18 protein-coding genes and 2 riboswitches are annotated in these 18253 nt (G+C 49.6%); of the genes, 8 read left to right on the top strand and 10 right to left on the bottom strand.

Annotated elements, in window-relative coordinates:
* Positions 1-1769 (top strand): S-layer homology domain-containing protein (locus A372_RS0113070; protein ID WP_026011047.1); only part of this gene is annotated, 1769 nt, incomplete at its 5' end.
* Positions 1770-1850: 81 nt separating this feature from the next.
* Here A372_RS0113070 and A372_RS0113065 read toward each other — a convergent pair.
* Together A372_RS0113065 and A372_RS0113060 are read right to left on the bottom strand one after the other, a co-directional pair.
* A complete protein-coding gene (locus A372_RS0113065) occupies positions 1851-2501 on the bottom strand; it encodes an anthrax toxin lethal factor-related metalloendopeptidase (protein ID WP_026011046.1) in 651 nt (216 codons plus the stop codon).
* 100 nt (positions 2502-2601) lie between these two features.
* Positions 2602-2687: riboswitch (cyclic di-GMP riboswitch) on the bottom strand.
* A gap of 100 nt (positions 2688-2787) precedes the next feature.
* Positions 2788-2876, bottom strand: a riboswitch (cyclic di-GMP riboswitch).
* A 106-nt stretch (positions 2877-2982) separates the two neighbouring features.
* Positions 2983-3777 (bottom strand): stalk domain-containing protein, encoded by a 795-nt coding sequence (locus A372_RS0113060; RefSeq protein WP_019421302.1) that lies wholly within the window; start codon positions 3775-3777, stop codon positions 2983-2985.
* A 395-nt stretch (positions 3778-4172) separates the two neighbouring features.
* Here A372_RS0113060 and A372_RS0113055 point away from each other — a divergent pair, with 395 nt between their 5' ends.
* The 6 genes from A372_RS0113055 to A372_RS38120 all read left to right on the top strand — a co-directional run bounded on the left by A372_RS0113055 (position 4173) and on the right by A372_RS38120 (position 8787).
* The gene (locus A372_RS0113055) at positions 4173-4790 is read left to right on the top strand and encodes a TetR family transcriptional regulator (RefSeq protein WP_019421301.1); all 618 of its coding nucleotides are present in this window, start codon (positions 4173-4175) and stop codon (positions 4788-4790) included.
* 32 nt (positions 4791-4822) lie between these two features.
* A complete protein-coding gene (locus A372_RS0113050; protein WP_157259542.1) occupies positions 4823-5920 on the top strand; it encodes an alpha/beta fold hydrolase in 1098 nt (365 codons plus the stop codon).
* Positions 5921-6013: 93 nt separating this feature from the next.
* The gene (locus A372_RS0113045; RefSeq protein WP_019421299.1) at positions 6014-6958 is read left to right on the top strand and encodes a prenyltransferase; all 945 of its coding nucleotides are present in this window, start codon (positions 6014-6016) and stop codon (positions 6956-6958) included.
* A 62-nt stretch (positions 6959-7020) separates the two neighbouring features.
* Positions 7021-8160 carry an amidohydrolase family protein gene (locus A372_RS0113040; RefSeq protein WP_019421298.1) on the top strand — a complete coding sequence of 380 codons (1140 nt, stop codon included), beginning with the start codon at positions 7021-7023 and terminating at the stop codon, positions 8158-8160.
* A 58-nt stretch (positions 8161-8218) separates the two neighbouring features.
* On the top strand, positions 8219-8530 hold the full coding sequence (locus A372_RS38600) for a LacI family transcriptional regulator (RefSeq protein WP_019421297.1): 312 nt from the start codon (positions 8219-8221) through the stop codon (positions 8528-8530).
* On the top strand, positions 8473-8787 hold the full coding sequence (locus A372_RS38120) for a substrate-binding domain-containing protein (protein ID WP_237728532.1): 315 nt from the start codon (positions 8473-8475) through the stop codon (positions 8785-8787). Before A372_RS38600 ends, A372_RS38120 begins: the two co-directional genes overlap by 58 nt.
* 60 nt (positions 8788-8847) lie before the next feature.
* Here the strand turns inward: A372_RS38120 and A372_RS0113025 are convergent, their stop codons facing one another.
* From A372_RS0113025 to A372_RS0112990, 8 genes are all read right to left on the bottom strand, one after another.
* Positions 8848-9402, bottom strand: a complete 555-nt coding sequence (locus A372_RS0113025) for a helix-turn-helix domain-containing protein (protein WP_019421295.1) — start codon at positions 9400-9402, stop codon at positions 8848-8850.
* A 145-nt stretch (positions 9403-9547) separates the two neighbouring features.
* Complete coding sequence (locus A372_RS0113020) at positions 9548-9892, bottom strand: MmcQ/YjbR family DNA-binding protein (RefSeq protein WP_019421294.1); 345 nt, start codon at positions 9890-9892, stop codon at positions 9548-9550.
* Positions 9893-10054: 162 nt separating this feature from the next.
* A complete protein-coding gene (rbsK, locus tag A372_RS0113015) occupies positions 10055-10972 on the bottom strand; it encodes a ribokinase (protein ID WP_026011045.1) in 918 nt (305 codons plus the stop codon).
* 62 nt (positions 10973-11034) lie between these two features.
* Positions 11035-12396, bottom strand: a complete 1362-nt coding sequence (gene dcuC / locus A372_RS0113010) for a C4-dicarboxylate transporter DcuC (RefSeq protein WP_019421292.1) — start codon at positions 12394-12396, stop codon at positions 11035-11037.
* Positions 12397-12425: 29 nt separating this feature from the next.
* Positions 12426-13355, bottom strand: a complete 930-nt coding sequence (gene rihC, locus A372_RS0113005) for a ribonucleoside hydrolase RihC (RefSeq protein WP_019421291.1) — start codon at positions 13353-13355, stop codon at positions 12426-12428.
* A 345-nt stretch (positions 13356-13700) separates the two neighbouring features.
* Complete coding sequence (locus tag A372_RS0113000) at positions 13701-14696, bottom strand: LacI family DNA-binding transcriptional regulator (RefSeq protein WP_019421290.1); 996 nt, start codon at positions 14694-14696, stop codon at positions 13701-13703.
* Positions 14697-14865: 169 nt separating this feature from the next.
* A complete protein-coding gene (locus A372_RS0112995; RefSeq protein ID WP_019421289.1) occupies positions 14866-15897 on the bottom strand; it encodes an alpha/beta fold hydrolase in 1032 nt (343 codons plus the stop codon).
* Between the two features lie 214 nt (positions 15898-16111).
* Positions 16112-16678: a GNAT family N-acetyltransferase gene (locus A372_RS0112990; RefSeq protein WP_019421288.1), complete on the bottom strand. Its 567-nt coding sequence runs from the start codon at positions 16676-16678 to the stop codon at positions 16112-16114.
* Between the two features lie 102 nt (positions 16679-16780).
* Between A372_RS0112990 and pdxR the strand changes: the two genes are divergently transcribed.
* A complete protein-coding gene (gene pdxR, locus A372_RS0112985) occupies positions 16781-18226 on the top strand; it encodes a MocR-like pyridoxine biosynthesis transcription factor PdxR (RefSeq protein WP_019421287.1) in 1446 nt (481 codons plus the stop codon).
* The last annotated feature ends 27 nt before the right edge of the window (positions 18227-18253 follow it).

Below are 18253 nucleotides of genomic sequence, written 5' to 3'. Positions count from 1 at the left end.
CTGAAGTAGCGGGTTACACGCCAGTGAAGGAAAGTGATAGCTACACCTTTAAAGCAGAAGGTAATGTGTACACCTTCTACTACAAAAAGGATGCTCCAACGGATGAACAACGTACCGTGACAGTGAATTATGTGGAGCGTACGACAAATGCAGCGTTGCAAGAGTCCACGTCACATACCGGAAAAGTTGGAGAAAGCATCAAGTTAACAGCAACAGATATTACGGTATCTGATGCCGTATACGCTCCTGAAAGCTATAGCGTCGATTACACTATCACAAATGCAGACGTACAGGAGTACACTTTCTTCTACAACAAAGTAAATCAAGGTGAAGATTATACGGTAACTGTTCATTATGTGGAGCAGGATACAAATGCAGTCTTGCAAGAACCGACCCTCCATACAGGCAAGGTTGGAGATATTCTCTGGCTGACTGCCGATCAGATTACAGTGTCTGATGCGGTGTACACGCCATTGAACTTTAATCATGAATATGTAATTATCGCTAATCCAGATCAAGAGTACACCTTCTTCTATACGAAGGGTGGCGCTGATGATGTGCAACTGCTCACCATCATGCACTTGGATAAGGAAACAAACCAGCCTGTAAAGGACTCGACAAGCGTTAAGGGCAGAACCGGAGAACACATCAATGTAAGACCGACACCGATTACCGTTACTGGGGCGGTATATACGCCTGAACAGTCCATTTACCCTTATACCTTTACGAGTGAACCGAATCAGTTACTGGAGATTCACTACACCAAGGATGCATCTAATATAGACCAACACGTCACCGTGAAGTACTTGGAGCAAGGCACAGGCAAGCAACTGGCCGAACCGACGACGAAGAGCGGCAAAGCTGGCGAGAAGGTAGCTCTTTCGGCTGTATCGGTATCCGGGTACACACCTGTCAAGGCAAGTGACACGTATACCTTTACGACTGGCGAAGGGCAGGAGTATGTTTTCTACTACACGAAAAATACGACCAATCCTGATCCGGGGAATCCTGGAACGGGAAGCCCGGGCGGCTCGACGACAATAGTAACGACCAACCCGACTAACCCGGTCAACCCGTTGCCTCCGGTACCGCCATTGCCGCCAGTTCCACCGAAGCTGGAAATGGATAATCACTACAATTACATTAACGGCTATCCGGACGGAACGATTAAGCCGGAGAACCTTATCAGCCGCGAGGAAGTTGCTGTTATCTTCTACCGACTGATGGAGAATGAGACTCGCAGCAACTACATGAAAGGCAGCAATTCCTACGGAGATGTCGACAGCAAGCGCTGGTCGAACAAACATATCTCCACGATGGAAAATGCGAGCATTATCACGGGTTATCCAGACGGAACCTTTAAGCCGGAACGTTCGATTACGAGAGCGGAATTTGCCGCGATCGCATCACGCTTCGACAAGCTGGATGAGCAGAAGAACGATATGTTTACCGACATTAGCGGACATTGGGCAGAAAAATATATCGTATCAGCTGCTAACAAAGGCTGGATTAAAGGCTATCCAGACGGAACGTTCAAGCCGAACCAGTACATTTCCCGCGCGGAAGCCATGTCCTTCATCAACAGCGTTTTGAACCGGAAGGTGAAGGCAGACGGCATTCACAAGGACGCGAAGCAGTGGCCGGACAATACGTCGACCAAGTGGTACTACACGGATGTGCTGGAAGCTACGAATCATCATGAGTATCAGAGAAATGCGGATGAAACCGAAGTCTGGGATCAAGTGAATCCGGATCGGGTGTACCCTTAAGACCTGTAGGATATCACCGCTAAGCAATAAGAAAGCTCCTTTCTGGCGTGACCAGAGAGGAGCTTTTCTCATTTATCGATATTAGCTGGTAAACAGCTTGTCCAAAAATTCATACGTGAGCGGCATGCTGTTTTTCAGATCATTGCGTGTGTTCTCGCTATATACATACAAGCTGGCGGTTTCCGCAAAGTATTCTGTCGGTTGAACCGAGACATAGCCGTCTCCGCTGTATTTCACGCTAGCTTCTGCATTAAATATGTTTTTGAACTCTTCTGTGCTGCTAACTTCGTTAAATACGAACCGGTCTACCGCATGCATCGTTTCGTGAATTTCCAGATTGAGCGAGTTATGGCCTTTGCCTTTGTTGCTGTAACCAATTCTTGCGACGACGACTCTCTCGCTTACTCCTGGAACATCATCCCACGTTAATCCTGTGCCTTCCCACCCTCTTGGCGTCACGCCTTTTAAATAATTCAATTCAGGCTCATTCGTAATGATGTCGTTCGTTAATTTAATTTTTACGCCTTTGTTGAATAGCGCGCTCAAGATGTTGGCAGGAATCTTCTCTAGCCGTTGCTTCATAGCGGTTGCCTCATTGACGTTATAGTCGCCGCTTGGCAGAACGACTAATCTATCAATTGTGCTATCTTCTGCATGAACCGTGTATGTAGGTAAAGCAAATATTAGAGTAATAAATGCTAGGAAGACTAGTAAACGCTTGTCCCACTTCATTACAATCTCTCCTAATCGAAGGCCGCGTCTTGAAAATAGAAAACCCTTCTTATCGAGATAAGAAGGGCATAATCCATGCAACAAGACGTTACACTTCATTATTGGTAACTGGCTGGCTTTGCGAATATCGCTGAAGCCCCTGTAGCTTTGCGTCCCCACCTTTCAGTGGGTTTGCCCTTGTCAATACGGAGTTGACATATGCAGTTGTAAAATTGTAAATGAAAAAGCCCTTCTTACCGAAATAAGAAGGGCTTCATAACGTCGCAAAGAAACGTTAAGCTTCTATATCGGTAACTGGCTGGCTTAGCGAAAAACTTCGCCGTAGCCCCTGTAGCTTTGCGTCGCCATCTTTCGATGGGTTTGCCTTTATCAATAAAGATAAATATATGTAATTGGAAAATCAATCTAGTTATCTACCTATCTTTAGATTAAAGCTGATAGATTCGAAAGTCAAGAGAATAAAATGCCGCTGCAGTCGGCCTCAGTCGCTTGGAATAGTAATCGTTTCCTTCGCGATTGCACCGCCAAGGACACGCACGTTATACACAACATCCGTCATATCTTTCATGGAAACCGCAATTTCAATGTCATACCCTTGGGGATCTAAGCTTTCTACCCTCATATTCCCTTTGTCGATCTCGATCGTGTTCAAATGGACTTGACCAACGGTTACGAGTTTGGCTCCCATGCCAGCGCTCCTCATATAGAGCGTGCCGTTTTGCTTGCTGACCCAGAACATTGTTCCGTCTGGATGGACGGCATGAAGATATTTCGATTGATTATTGATGTTGACCGTCTTCGTATACGTATCCCATGTAACCGGAGTTCTGAAGGCAGAGGCGAAAAATTGCAGAGGAACATAGGTCGAATTGCCTCTAATAACCGGATCAGCATCCATTCTGACCGATTTCCCGTCAACGAGAGCCTGTATACTGTATGGGTCCACCCTTACAACATGGTTGATTCCAATTACAGTAATTATCTGATGTGTGGCATCCCAGTCCGTTCTGAAATTCAGCAGTTGAGACAGATCGCGCAGCGGTACGAAAATTCTGCCCGATTTGAGGAAGGGCGGATTGCTTAATTTCATTTCCACACCGTCCTGCAAGATTTTGATATCGGGACCGGTATTATCCTTCTGCTCCTTCTGCACTTGTGCTTCCACGTGTTTGAAGGAAAAGGTAACGAATATGACTATGAACAGTGCTACGGCACCGACGAGCGACAGCAGCAGGATGATGATATCCCGCCGTCTACATTTGGCATCAGGTACCATTGGATAAATCCCCCTTATCTATTTCTATATATATAGACGCCCCAACTGTAGAAATAGTTCCAAATCAATTCCAGTGTGAGATATTGTCATGAATAAAAGCACATGCCGATTCGTATAGGACATAACATAAAGCGCCAATCATGACGGCAGTTAGCTTGAGTTGTCATCGGACTGCCGCTTCCTGAAGGTTGGGGAGAATGAAGCAAAGGGGTGGTTGAAGCGGATCACCGTCAATCTGAGCGCGTCATTGCACGAACGGATCATTTCGTTAATGGTGCAGAGTCAATGCCTCACATTCTTGAAAAACGAGAACCTTCTCGTTATAATAAAAACATTAAAATAAACGAGACATTTCTCGTTTTGTTGTCTATTCAATAATGGGAGGTCGTTCTAACATGTCACCTAAAGTATCTGCGCATTACAAAGAACAACGTCGCCGTGAAATTCTGGAGGCAGCCGGAAGGGTATTCAGCCGGAAAGGATTCGAGCCGACAACGATGAAAGACATTGTGGAGGAATCTGGAAAAAGCTTTGGCGGTGTGTATATGTACTATTCGAATACGGAGGACATGTTGCAAGACCTGATATTAGGCAAAGATGAACAAGTGTTAGAGGCGTTCCCAGATGAGGCCATGACGGCTTGGGATCGAATAATATGGATGCTGGACACTCAGGAAAAGATGCTGGAACAGGCGGGTGATCCTCTTTTTGCGGTTGGTTACGAGTATTTCATTACCGCTTGGAGGAACGAGGAACGATCGGCGCAGCTGCAGGAGCGGTTCTCCGAGGCCATGGAATGGAGCGCAGGTGTCATTCGCGAAGGTGTCCGTACGGGAGAGTTTACACCGTTGCATCAGGTGGAGGATATTGCCGAAATGATGCTGTCTGCTCTGGAAGGGATAAGGTTCAACAGCGTTCATCTAGGGACAGAGAACATTCATGTGTCTAAGCAACTGCGAGTTCTGCGGGATATGTTGAAGTTCGTGCTTCAGGTTCAAGGAGACAACGATTGATGAGCATAGCGAGAAAAAGGATGGGATCGCGAATGTTATGGTTCATACTCATTATTGTTGCCGTCCTCCTGTCCGTCGTTCTTTTCGCCTTGGGTTACAGATTAGTGATGCAGCAGCAGATTGTACAGAATGGCGAGGCACTTACGAAAAACGGAGGCATTAGCGTCGTTGAAGAGCTGCAAATCGGCGGAATCAAACAATATATTCTCATAGAAGGTGAAGACAAAACGAAGCCGGTCTGCTTATTTTTGCATGGGGGACCAGGGTCTCCTTTCCCCTTTGGCGTGAGCTCCCGTTCTCTATACCCCGAAATCACCGGCAGTTGTGTCGCCGTATATTATGATCAGAGGGGAGCAGGGAAGAGTTATTCGAAGGACATCGATATCGCAACGATGAATATAGAGCAGTTTATTACCGATGCCAATGAGGTCGTCGATTATGTCAGGACCAAATTTCATCAAAATCGAATATATATTATCGGGAATTCATTCGGCACCATAATCGGAACAGAATTAGCCTATCGCTTTCCGGAAAAGTTCCATGCTTATATCGCTCTCGGACAAATCACCAATATAATAGAAGGTCAAAAGTTGGCCTACCAGTGGCTTTTGAACCAGGCAGAAGAAGATCAGGATCAGAAGGCGATGCAGCAGCTGCATAAGCTGGGCGCAGCTCCTTATTTCGGTAAACGCGAGGAACAATTTGGAGAATTGCTGAATCAATCTACCGGGTACAACTATAAGGATGAACATACCGATCAAGCGAGTATTTTCGGGTTGATTACGGGCGCATTTATATCTCCCGATTACACCATTACGGACATATATAAGACGTTGGTATCTGGAGCTAAGTTTAGCATTTTCGAGAGTACGGAACTGCAGGAGGAGATTATCAGCACCAATTTGTTTGCGACGATACCTGAGATCAAGGTGCCGGTTTATTTCATTCAAGGAAAACACGATATGGCGGCCAATTTTGAAATGGCTAAGAAATATTATGAACACGTAAAGACTCCCAAAGGCAAGCGATTTATCGTGCTGGAGAACTCGGCCCATTATCCGAACAGGCAAGACTTCGACCGTTTCTTACATCATGTCGCCCAAATTGTCGACACAACAGGGAACAATTGAACGGAATATGCTGTAATTTGCCGCTTTTTGCGATAAAATGGTGAAAGATTTCAAAAATGATGTTTCAATTTTCAAACAAAAGGGAGTATGGTTGTGACAGTCGGACAATATTTAAAGCTGGTTGAAATTAAGACCAAAGCGGCAAGCATGATACCGTTTTGCATAGGCACCCTCTATGCGGTGTTTCGGTTCCAAGAATTTCGGTTGACTCATTTTCTGCTCATGTTGATTTCGTTGTTGTCCTTTGATATGGCCACGACGGCGATCAACAATTATATCGATTATAAAAAGGCGGTCAAGACTCATGGCTACGGATATGAAGTTCATAATGCCATCGTCCAGCACAAATTAAAAGAGAGCACGGTCGTCGGTGTCATTGTCACGTTGCTCCTTGCGGCGATGACGTCGGGGTTTGTGCTGTTTTTGCAGACCGACATCATAATTTTGCTGCTGGGCGGCCTGTCATTCATGGTTGGATTTTTATATTCCTTAGGTCCGATCGCGATTTCACGAATGCCGCTTGGTGAGCTGTTCTCGGGGTTGTTCATGGGCTTTGTCATTATATTTATCTCGACCTATATCCACATTGACAATCAACAGCTAGTTACACTATTTATTGAAAATGGATATCTCGACATACATATCAACATCATTGAAGTATTATTAATATTCTTCATCTCTATCCCGGCCATATTGGGCATTGCGAATATTATGTTGGCCAACAATATATGCGACATTGAAGAAGACATTGAGAACAAGCGATATACGCTTCCCGTCTATATTGGCAAACCGAACGCGTTAATCTTGTTCCGTTGTTTGTACTATGCATCCTATTTAGACCTCATCGCCTTGTTGCTGTTGCAAGTGAATCCGATCATCCCGCTGCTCGTATTGCTCACCTTTATTCCGGTTCGCAAGAACATCAAGCTGTTCACAGAGAAGCAGACGAAAGCAGAGACGTTCGGCTTGGCGGTGCAAAATTTCATGCTGACGAACATCGCCCGTATTGCTGCCATAGGGATAGCTGCAATGATGTAACCAAGGATCGTTAGTACAAAGAAAATGGGTACAGTACAGCGTCGAAGGGAAGTGGTGGAATAATGTCTCAAGGTAAAAAGCTTTTACTCGCCTGCATGTACGCGATTGTTATCATTGGAGCGGCACTAATCTTAAAGTATTGGGTTCTACCGCCGTCAGATCCAGCCCCATCCTCTTCCAGGGACGCTGCCGCGACCGCGAATGAGTCGAAGGTGGCAGATGCGTCTTCTAAGGATTCGCAAGACAGCTTCGACAACTTGGTCAAGCGGTATGGAGATATCCCGCTAATCGATGCGCATAATCATAGCGCAAGCAATCGTTCTTATGATTGGAAAATCGACCACATGTGGGATAAGTATAGGGTGGATCGAGTCGTTCTGTTCGGCAATGTGTCCGAACCGAGTGCCATTCAGACTGACCAGTATGCTTGGGAAGCGTATCAGCAATATCCGGAGCGGTTCGTTCCCTTCTTCTCAGGGATTGATCTCCACGACCCTGCAAGTCTGGATATGGTGAAGGAGAAGCTGGAGCAGGGCTACTTCAGCCTGGGCGAATTGGCAGCCGCTTCGACTTACTCTCCGGTTCTCGCCAATGTGGCGTGGAAGACAGAGCATCCGATGGATGGCATCTTCCCGCAGCTGTATGAGCTGTGCGCGGCATATAATGCGCCTTTGCTTCTCCATATTGACCCGCCGAACGGGATGGTTATTACCAAGCTGGAAGAAGCTTTGAAAGCATATCCGGACACGACGATCATTTTCGCACATGCCAATGCGTATAACTCTCCGGAGAATATCCGCATGCTTTTGGAGAAATATCCAAACCTATATGCGGATTTTTTCGCTGGATTTACTGCGTTTAACCCAGAAAGTGTAAACAAGCTAGTTGATTTCGTGCCGGTAATAAAGGACTTTCCAGATCGATTTTTGTTGAGCACCGATTCGGGCTTTGGATTGGCAGCGGAAGAGCAAGCGATTGAAGCGATGTATCAGATGATGGATGCGCTTCAGGATCGTGAACTGGCGACGAAGATTGCATCGGGCAATATGGAAAGGCTCATTCGCTCTCAAAAGGCAACAGCGACCCAAATCACAGCCATTCAGAAATTGGATAGGGACAGGGGGCAGCAGCGGGATGTGTCGAAATTAACGAAAGAAGAAGCGGGCAATATTTTGATTGAAGAGGGTACACAGCACCAATGAAGGTATCCATTGATATCGCAAAGGAATTGAATTTGGCGGTCAGCACGATATCACGCCCTTGAACGGAAGCTACGGCGTCCATCCGAAGACGATCGAACGCGTGCAGCAGAAGGCTCGGGAGATGGGGTATGTGCCCGATCTCGGAGCGAAGCAGCTCGTGGGCAAGAGCAGCAAGCTGATCGGCATTTTCATGCCGGAATTTGAATTCGAAGCGACTCCTGAGTTTCACGAATTTTTTCCGCCTCTACACAAGGCGCTGCCGGGCTTGCTGCCGCCGGTGACTTCAGTGGTGCCAGCGGTGCCCGTGCCGCCTTGGAGTTATACGAGAAGGATCCTGCAATTACGGCGATATGCTGCGCGAACGATCTGATGGCTATGGGTGCGATAATGGCGCTATCCCAGCAAGGGGTTCGCGTGCCTGAGGACATATCTGTCGCAGGCTACGATGGCGCGTTCTTCCCTGCTTACACGAACCCGCCGCTAACGACAATTCGGCATGCCAATGAGCGGATCGGCATTCGGGCTGTCGAGATGCTGATCGAGCTGCTGAATGGGGGAACGGGTCGAAGAGAGAGTGTTCCGCCGGTATTGGTGGAGAGACAATCCGTTGTTGAAGCACGGAAATAATAATAAAGCTGTCTTCTTATTTGAACTCTTAAGTTCTGAATTTGGCGGTCGCAACAGTCGTTATTGCCGGCCGCTGTTTCCTGTGTTATCGCCTTCAGGGATTATGATGAAGGACACGGTCCGCTTGCTGCGATGCGGTGCAGGTTCGTTCGGCATTACTTTCCCGTAGGCGGCAAGAATGTCTAGCTTGAAGGCTTCGAATTCTTCATCGCTCATGTATAGATCGGCTTCGCGGAACGTGAGGCCGTCTTTGGCCAAGTCAATCTGGTCTTGCTCCAGATAGCGGCCGTACTGGTCAATCAAGCCGGTGGCAAATTGAATGAACCAATTCATTTGCTCTTCTTTGGTGCTGCCATCAAACTCTTCGGTCGTAAAATTCGCTTTACTGTCCCCAAGCGCATATATTTTCTCTACGGCTCCACGCACTTGTCTCGAATCGACGACTTCAAGGATGTTGCCTGCAACGAGTTTATTTAAGTTACGGTATAACGTAGCCTGAGGAACATTCGGCAGCCGTTCGGCTATCTCGTGTACGGTCAGCTTGCGATTTCCCAACAGGGTTTGCACGATGCGCATGCGGACTGGGTGCAGAATTAATTGGGCTTTCTTATTCATGGGCTCCCCCTCATCTTACTATTATCATTTTCAAAAATAATAATAAAGCACTTCTTGGCGACAAGCAACAAGTTAGCGGTCTGAAGTCTGACGGTAGGTTCAATAGCTAGTTAAGGGCAACTCAAGCAAAGGGCTATGTTCCTTGTTAGCTGATCGCCTTTTTCTCCTCTTTCGTCAGTCCTTTATAGACCAACTCATAGGAGTGATCGATAAGCGTTTTGATTTCGGAATCACCCAGGCTGCCTTGGAGCTGTACGGTGTTCCAGTGGCGCTTGTTCATATGGTACCCTGGAGTAATCTCGGCAAATTGTTCCCGCAGAGCCTCGGCGCGGAAAGGCTCGCATTTCAAGTTGACGCTGGACGAACCGTCCGTCCTGCGGAATAACGCGAACATTTTGCCGCCCACGCGGACGACGGGAATGTCGCTGCCGAACGGGAAGGTAAGAAGAGAACCTTGTTTGCTAAGACAGTATTCAATCCATTTCTCCATGTAGAGTCATCCTTTATTCGTCATGTAGTGAAGCTGTTCTCAGCATATCGGATGTCCGCCGAGAGTGCAATATGGTATGAACATGGAACATACACGAAGGCGCAGCCTGAACAATCCTGCTGTTCGGCTGCGCCTGCTCTTTTTCCTTGATGTAACCTGTTATTACGATTCCAGCTCATGCGAGTGGGGAATGGAGGCGATAGCCCCTTTCCGCTGTACGACCAACGCTGAGAAGGAATTGGCGAAGGACACGACTTCCCGAAGATGCTGCGGATCGTGCCAGCGGGATAGATCAAGTCTGCTGGACAACGCGCCGATGAACGAATCGCCTGCCGCAGTCGTGTCGACGGCCGAGACGAGCTGCGCCGGTACGTGCTCGGCACCATCTGCATGGCAGATGAGCGCGCCTTGCTCGCCGAGCGTCACGATGACGTAACGGATGCCGTGGCCGAGCAATTGGCCGGCCGCTGTGCGAATGGCGTCATCGCCGTTCAGCTCGGCGCCTGTAATGACCTGCATCTCCGTTTCGTTCGGCACGAGAATGTCGGTTGCCTGCAGCAGCGCATCCGGAATCTCTTTCGCCGGCGCCGGATTCAGAATGGTCACCTTGCCTTGCTGCTTGGCATAGGCAAATGCCTTCGTCACCGCCGGGATCGGAATTTCGAACTGGGCGATGACGATGTCGGCTTGATCGATCGCCGCATACGCCTGCTCGATATCTTCATCCCGGATGCTCATATTGGCGCCCGCCGTTACGATGATGGCATTTTTCCCATCCTCTTGAATCAGAATGGTGGCTTCTCCCGTTGGGACTTCCGGATCGACTTGAATATGGGAGGTGTCTATGTTCTCTTCCCGCAGTACCTTAAGCAGCTGCTCGCCTCCCTTATCTTCACCGACCTTGCCGATGAAGGATACGCGGGCGCCCAGACGTGCGGCAGACACCGCCTGGTTGCACCCTTTTCCTCCAGCGCTTGATGATGTGCCGATGCCGTGAACGGTCTCTCCGACCATGGGTAATCTGGTTAACAAATGACTCGTATCTCTATTTAAACTCCCCAGTACGCATATATGGTTCATATGAAATCTCTCCTTCCTACCCAAGACACGTCCTTATGGCAGTGTCTCTGCCTCTTGCTGCCTTATGCGAAAAAGATGAACGATAAGATTAAGCAAGAGACGATCCCGACCAGAATCGGCACGGATGTGCGTTTGACGATTTGTATCGGGTTAACCTTAATAATCGAAGCAACGACGATGATGACCGCCGCCACCGGCGATATGGAACGAACCAAGTTCGAAGTCAATTGCATCGGCAGCGCGACCATGATGCTGCTGACACCGATTTTTTCCGTAATTTCCGGAATGATATTGATGAACGAGTAGAATACAGCCAAGCCGCTACCGCTAATGAATCCGATCAAGCCCGCAACGCCCGCGAAGATGAACATGAGGATGACGCCAGCGCTCTCTACGTGCTGCACGGATTCGATGAGCATATCGATGAGGCCAATCGTCTTCAAACCTTCAACCAGCATGCTTGCTGCCACGATAAGCGAGACGACCTGTGCCAGTCCGGCACCCATGCCGGTGAAGAAGATCGAGAGCTGCTTCGACGTTTCCTTGAAGGAGCCTTTGCGGATAATCTCGATTATAATGGCAAGCGCCATACAAATAAACGTAATTTCGATAAGACCGAGCTTGACGCTCGTAATAAACAAGCCGAATACCAATACGAGAATGAGCGGCAGAATCGGCAGCAATCCGTAATAAGCCGGCGGCAGATCCTTGTTCACATTCAATTTCTCGTCATTAATGTCCTGCTGGAGCGTACCTTGCTGGCGCTTATCCATATATTTTTGCCAGAAGTAGTGCGCCACCGCCATAATCAGGAGCACCGGAATCGAAATTTTGGCATGGTACGAGAAGACATATTCGACCAAGTTCAAGCCAAGCTTCTCCGCTGCTACGACGTTGTCCGCCCCGAGCGGAGTCGGCATAATCGTAGCCGTCGTCGCAATGACAGCGCCGGCCGTCAGCGAGGACATGCCCGTATTTTTCAATACGGGATATAGCGTCGCCATCAGCAAGATCGCCAAGCTGGAAGCGCTCGGCACGACCAGCGACAGCAAGTTGCCAAGCAGGAAGATGATAGGCACGAGAATGTACTGCGACTTAATCTTCCCGAGAGGCTTCGTCATCATATGCACGGCGACATCATTGGCACCGATATGTGTCATATAACTGGAGAAGCCGAACAGAACCATGATGGTTAAACCGACACTGCCCAACTGCTTGACGAAGATGAGCCCGATCTGTTTGAACGGATCTAACAGGGCGAGACCGGTGGAATCTTCCGGCTTCAGCACAGGGTGACCAAGCAGCGCGGCAGCAATCATAAGCCCGATACCGGCAGCGAGGAGCACGAATTTGGCGTCATAGTTTTTGGCGATTAAATAACCTGTTGCGACAAGGAGAACTAAGCTAATAATAATCTCCAACACGTGGAACACGCTCCTTTTCTAAGTTGAGGTTAAATCGCGTTGTGAAGCACTTCCAGCGCCCATTCACGGAAAGCCGGAACGTCAATGTCCAAGCATACCGTCACGTTGCTTGGCTTGGCCAAGCGGCCGCTAATATCAACTACTGTCGTGCCAGCCGTATAGAGGCCCACCGTCTCGATATCGACGAAGCAGTCTTGCGATTCGAACAGCGCGGGATTGACCAAGTAGGCAATGGCGCACAGATCATGCATTTTCAGTCCGCGTGCCTTGAGGCTGCCGCCCCGGTAATGCTGGAACAAAGAGTACAGCATGCTGCCCGTCTTGTTCATGTCTCTTATCGTTTCCACATTTTCCGTCGTTAATGTGGCTTGGCTCGTTACATCGAGGCCGACCATCACCATCGGCAGTCCTGCATTGAAGACGATCTTGGCTGCCTCCGGATCGGCGAAAATGTTATATTCCGCATTCGGCGTATGGTTGCCGCGCGATGCGGATCCGCCCATCAGCACGATGCGCTCGATGTTCGATGCGCAATTCGGGTACAAGGTAAGCAGCAGAGCCACGTTCGTGAGCGGTCCAATCGGCACGATCGTAATCGGCTCGGGGCTGTTCAAGATGACGTCGCGCATGGCCTCCACGGCATGCTGAGCCAACGGAGCCTGAACAGGTGCGTCGAACTCGTAGCCATCCATGCCGGATTCTCCGTGAATGTGGCTCGAATCCTCTGCTGGCCGTACGAGCGGCTTGGAGGCGCCTTGAGCTACGGGAACATCTTTGCCGAAAAATTGAAGCAGCTTCAATGCATTGTTCGTCGTCTTGTCTAAGCCCACGTTGCCTGCTACCGTCGTCATCAGCTTGACGTCGATGCGATCGTGGAAGAGAGCGGCGGCGATGGCGACAGCGTCGTCAATGCCAGGGTCGGTATCCAAGATGATAGGGGTCTTTTTCAAGTTTTCCATGTAAATGCACTCCTTTTAGTGTAGTGAATGGATTGTTGGGCACAGCTCTATGAATAACGAATATTAGCGAGTGTTTTATATGTGTAACCGGTTACACATCGAACAAAGAAATTCTTCATCCCAGACGTTTGTATATGAATCAGAACGGTTGCTTGTATATGAACCTGTGCGACCGAGCGAGTGCTGATTCACTCTGCAGAAACGGTGCGGTACATCCCGTAAATATAAGGGCTGCCGAGCCGTTTCTGCTTGGAACGGGTATGAAGAGGATTTGACAACATGATGCATGTGACCGGAGGGAAAGGTGCCGATGGCATGTAGTATTTCCCAACGGTTGTATTTCTATTACGGCTGATTTGCACTTCCGCGGGTCGTTCCCCGCTGGACGAGCTCCACATCGAGCTTATAGTGCATGACGTCCAATGGCTTCTTTTCAATGAGCTTGATGAGCATGCGTGCGGCAAGCAAGCCCATCTCATAGATTGGCTGTGCGACGGTCGTCAACTCAGGATAGACCATCCCGCCAAGTGTAATGCCGTCATAACCGACGATTTGCATCGCATCGGGAACAGCGACACCGCGCTTCTGTACGGCGCGGAGGGCACCCATGGCCATAATGTCATTGCCAGCGAATATGCCGTCAATGTCTGGATGGCGATCCAGCAGCTCGTGGATTGCATCAGCTGCATGATGCAAGTTGAAGTCTCCATTGACAATCAAGTCCGGCTGGAACCAATCCGCTTGTCCCACCTCATCGAGGTAGCCTTGGCATCGCTCGTCGGCAATCGATAATTCGAGCGGTCCGCGAATGTGAGCGATAGTCCGGCAGCCTTGGTTCAGAAGGAACTGTACGGCCATGCGCGCGCCCTCGCGGTTGTCAGATGCTACCGTCGGGATAGTGCTGGAGATCGTCCGGTCAAGCATGACGACGGGGACATCCAATTGCTGTATTTCTTCAGGCGACAAGGTGTTGGTGGCTAAAATAAACCCGTCGATATATTTCTGCTTCAAAGCATGAATGTATTGTTTCTCATTGGCTGGAGTGTCATCGGAATTGCACAGAATCGTCGCATATCCGTACAACTGGGTGACCTTCTCCACAGCGCGGGCCAGTTCGTTGAAAAACGGGTTCGTAATGTCAGGCACAATAAGCGCCAGCATCTTCGCCGATTTCTTCGTCAAGCTTCGCGCCACATCGTTCGGGATATAATTGAGCTCCCGAATGGCATTCAACACCTTCTTCTCAGTGTCTTCGTGGACATAACCATTCTGATTCAAGACCCGGGAGACGGTGGCCACCGATACGCCCGCCAGTCTGGACACGTCCTTGATTGTGGCCATACGGTTTCAATTCCTTCCATGTGTAACCGGTTACACATCGTGTTTATAGATATAATAATGCCCATGTATACGACTTGTCAATCAACTAACATTTGTCAATCGTGTGAAATGGCTGCGGCAGCCAAGAGAAGCGAGGCTTATCAAATGCAAAATGACACAACAACGGGTTTCAATTCCGGTGTTGTGCCAATAATTCCTGCACGATCTCAACTACCAGATCGGGCTCGTCATGCATAATCATATGACCGCTGTTCTGAGCTATAATTAGTTCGCTGTCGGTGGATATGTCCAGCAAGCCCTTTTGCTGATCCTGCCATATATCTTCCAGTTGGCGGCTGCTCTCTGCGGACATGCCGAATGCGGTGGCGTCGTTCGGAATGGCGTGAGTGACAATTCTGACGGGAAGGGATCCGAGCTGTTGATCGCGGATAGCCTCTTCCACCTCGGTCATGTGCCTGTCTTCTTCTTCCGCCGTCTCCAAGTAAGCTGACGCTGCATCCACATTGACATAGAGCGGCCTCTCCTCAGCCGGCAATTGAGCTAATAGGGAATTCTGGAACAGTCGCATAGCCCCCGACGCTTTTAATAACTTCACCAAGGCCGTAGGTGGAATTCCCGCCTTATCCGGATCCAGTCCTTCCCGCTCAAAGATAGCATCCGTTGCCTGCGAGAATTGTTCCGGTCGCGCATCCAGCAGCACCAATCCGGCGACTTCATCCCTATACTGCTGCGCGAACAGTCGGGAATACATGCCACCCTGGGAATGGCCGACAAGAATATACGGCCCGCGAATGCCTTCCTGCTGCAACGCGGTATGCAGCTCTTGCACGATACGGTTGCCGGTCCGTTCCGTATCCGCCTGCTCACTCCAGCTATAGCCGGCCCGGTCGTATGTGACGACCGTCGCGTCCTTCGCCAACTGCTCAGGGATATCTCTCCAGATGTGGCTGGACTCCCGGCTGCCAGCCTCGAAGACAATCGTCGGCGAGCCAATCCCGATCTTCTTCACATGCAGGCGAAATCCACCGACATCGACCAGCTTGCCCGGCGGGGGATAGTTCTGCTTGGCCTGCAAGGATGCGACCCATTCATACACAAAGCCGAGACCGATGATGCACACGAGAACAGCCAGGGCTGTCACCAGCATTTTAGCCCAGTTCTTCCGACTGGTTCGCTTTGCCTTGCCGGTTGTTGTGTTCATACGATGCCCCTTTCTGTTCGTCAAGCGGCTTGGATGAGCCGTTGTGATTGAATGCTTATTTTTACCATTATTAATTTCAATAATGATATTATAATACATTATGATAATAGTCAACGATTACTCATAACGGATGGGCGCGATTACATCATCAGATAAGAAAAGCCATGGAGCATCGCGCTCCCTGGCTTGCCGATATGACGCTAGTGTCGCGCCGTCACTTGGTGCTCCGGTATTCATCCTCCAGGATGCTCATGATGATGGAATCATGGTACTTGTGGTCGTAGTAGAGCGCATCGCGCTGCACGCCCTCGCGTTTGAACCCTGCCTTTTCATACACATGGATGGCACGTTTGTTGAAGGCAAATACGTTCAGCTCGATCCGATGCAGCTGCAATGTACCGAATGCGTATTCGAGCAGCAGGCCAATCGCTTCGCTGCCGTATCCTTTCCCCTGATGGGCCGAGCCGCCAATGGCGATGCGTATATTAGCGCTGCGGTTAATGCCGTCGATATCCTGCAGCTCGATGTCCCCGATGACCTCATTCGTCTCACAGAGCGCAATTAGCAACAGCATGCCGGATGAGTCCTGTGTTTTGCCCTCGATGTAACGGATAACTTGTTCCTTCGAAAAATGCTTCTGCGTGCCGGTCAGTCTTCTGACTTCCGGATCGAACAGCTTGTAATAATAGGACTCCGCATCCTCCAAGCCGATAGGCCGTAAATAGACGCCTGCGCCTTCCAAAAATCGTACGGGTGTTCCTGCTTGTTCCATAGTGTTCATCTTGCAACCCTCCTGTTTGTTCTATTCCAACTATAGTCAAATCTTGTATACTCGAAAATAGACAGATTTGTAAAAAACAAAAGGACAGAGGAGGGGACTTACATGCTGCTCATCCCCAAGCTTGATATTAACAGCCATATTCCCCAATATGTGCAACTGCTCGAATATATTAAGGATGAAATTGTATCTGGCCGGCTGGCCGAACATACCCGGCTTCCTTCGATTCGCGCCTTGGCTGATTTCCTTGCGCTGAGCACGACGCCGGTTGAGCTGGCGTACAGTCAGCTTGTTGCGGAAGGGTTCATTGCCAGTGTGCCGAGGAAGGGTTACTACGTGCAGCATCTGCCAGAGCCGTATTTGCGGCTGGGAAGCGGGGCAGGGGACCGCCCGATTCAGCCACATGAAGCCTCGAATAGAGCGGCTCCAGCCCGCGATACGAAGGTATATAAATATGACTTTCACATGTCGAACATAGACGGTTCCCACTTCCCGTTTCGGGTGTGGCGCAGCTTGTTCCATGATGCTCTTCGCTCGGGCATGGAGGAATTACTCTGGTACGGGGATCCACAGGGGGAGCCCGGCCTACGGCAGGAAATTGCAACGTATCTGCACCAGTTCAGAGGGGTGCGCTGCAGTCCAGAGCAAGTCGTGATCGGTTCCGATCCGCACTTCCTGCTCTCTTTTCTCAGCCGGATATTGATAGAGCATACGGACCATATAGCTGTAGAAAACCCCGGATATCTGCTATGTCCGTCCACCTTTCGCCAGCACGGGTATCGAGTGACGCCCGTGTCATTGGAGGAAGACGGAATCAACCTCGGTGAATTATACGACAGCTCCGCCCGCATCGTCTGCGTGTCTCCGTCACATCAATTTCCGCGGGGGATGATTATGCCGATCGCGAAGCGACTGCAGCTGTTGGAGTGGGCCCGGAAGACGAACGGATTCATCATCGAGGATGACTATGACGGTGAACTGCGCTATTACGGCCGCCCGATTCCCTCTTTGCAAGGATTGAATCCAGACGCGGACGTCATTTATTTGGGCGGATTTGCCCAAGTGCTGTCCCCGGCGATCGGCGTTCACTATATGGTGCTGCCGAAGTCGCTGCTCGGCGATTATCAGCGGATGGAGCATCGGACGCTCTTCGAGCAGTCGGCATCGCGGTGGAACCAGCATGCGCTGCAGTTATTTATGGAACGGGGCCACCTAGAGAAGCATGTGCGTAAAATGCGCAACCTGTATCGGCAAAAGCATGATCGGCTCATCGCCTCCATCCACAGCTATTTCGGGGAGCGGGCTTCCATTATTGGGGAAGATGCCGGGTTCCACATTCTGATGAGAGTCGATAGTTCCCGCACGGAGCAAGAGTTGATCCGGTTGGCGGGTGCTGCCAGCATTCGTCTTGCCTCTGCTTCGTTTACATGGCTGCATCCTCCTGTGAACGGCGCCTTGGAATTTTTCATCGGGTTCGGCGGTATTCCATTGGAGCGGATAGAGGAGGGAATTCGACGGTTAAGCGAGGTCTGGCTCGACACATTGCAGTGAACCTAAATGAGGGATGCGACCAATATA

The organism is Paenibacillus sp. OSY-SE, assembly GCF_000283315.1.
Lineage (GTDB): Bacteria > Bacillota > Bacilli > Paenibacillales > Paenibacillaceae > Paenibacillus_B > Paenibacillus_B profundus.
This window is presented reverse-complemented; position numbering and strand designations above follow the sequence as displayed.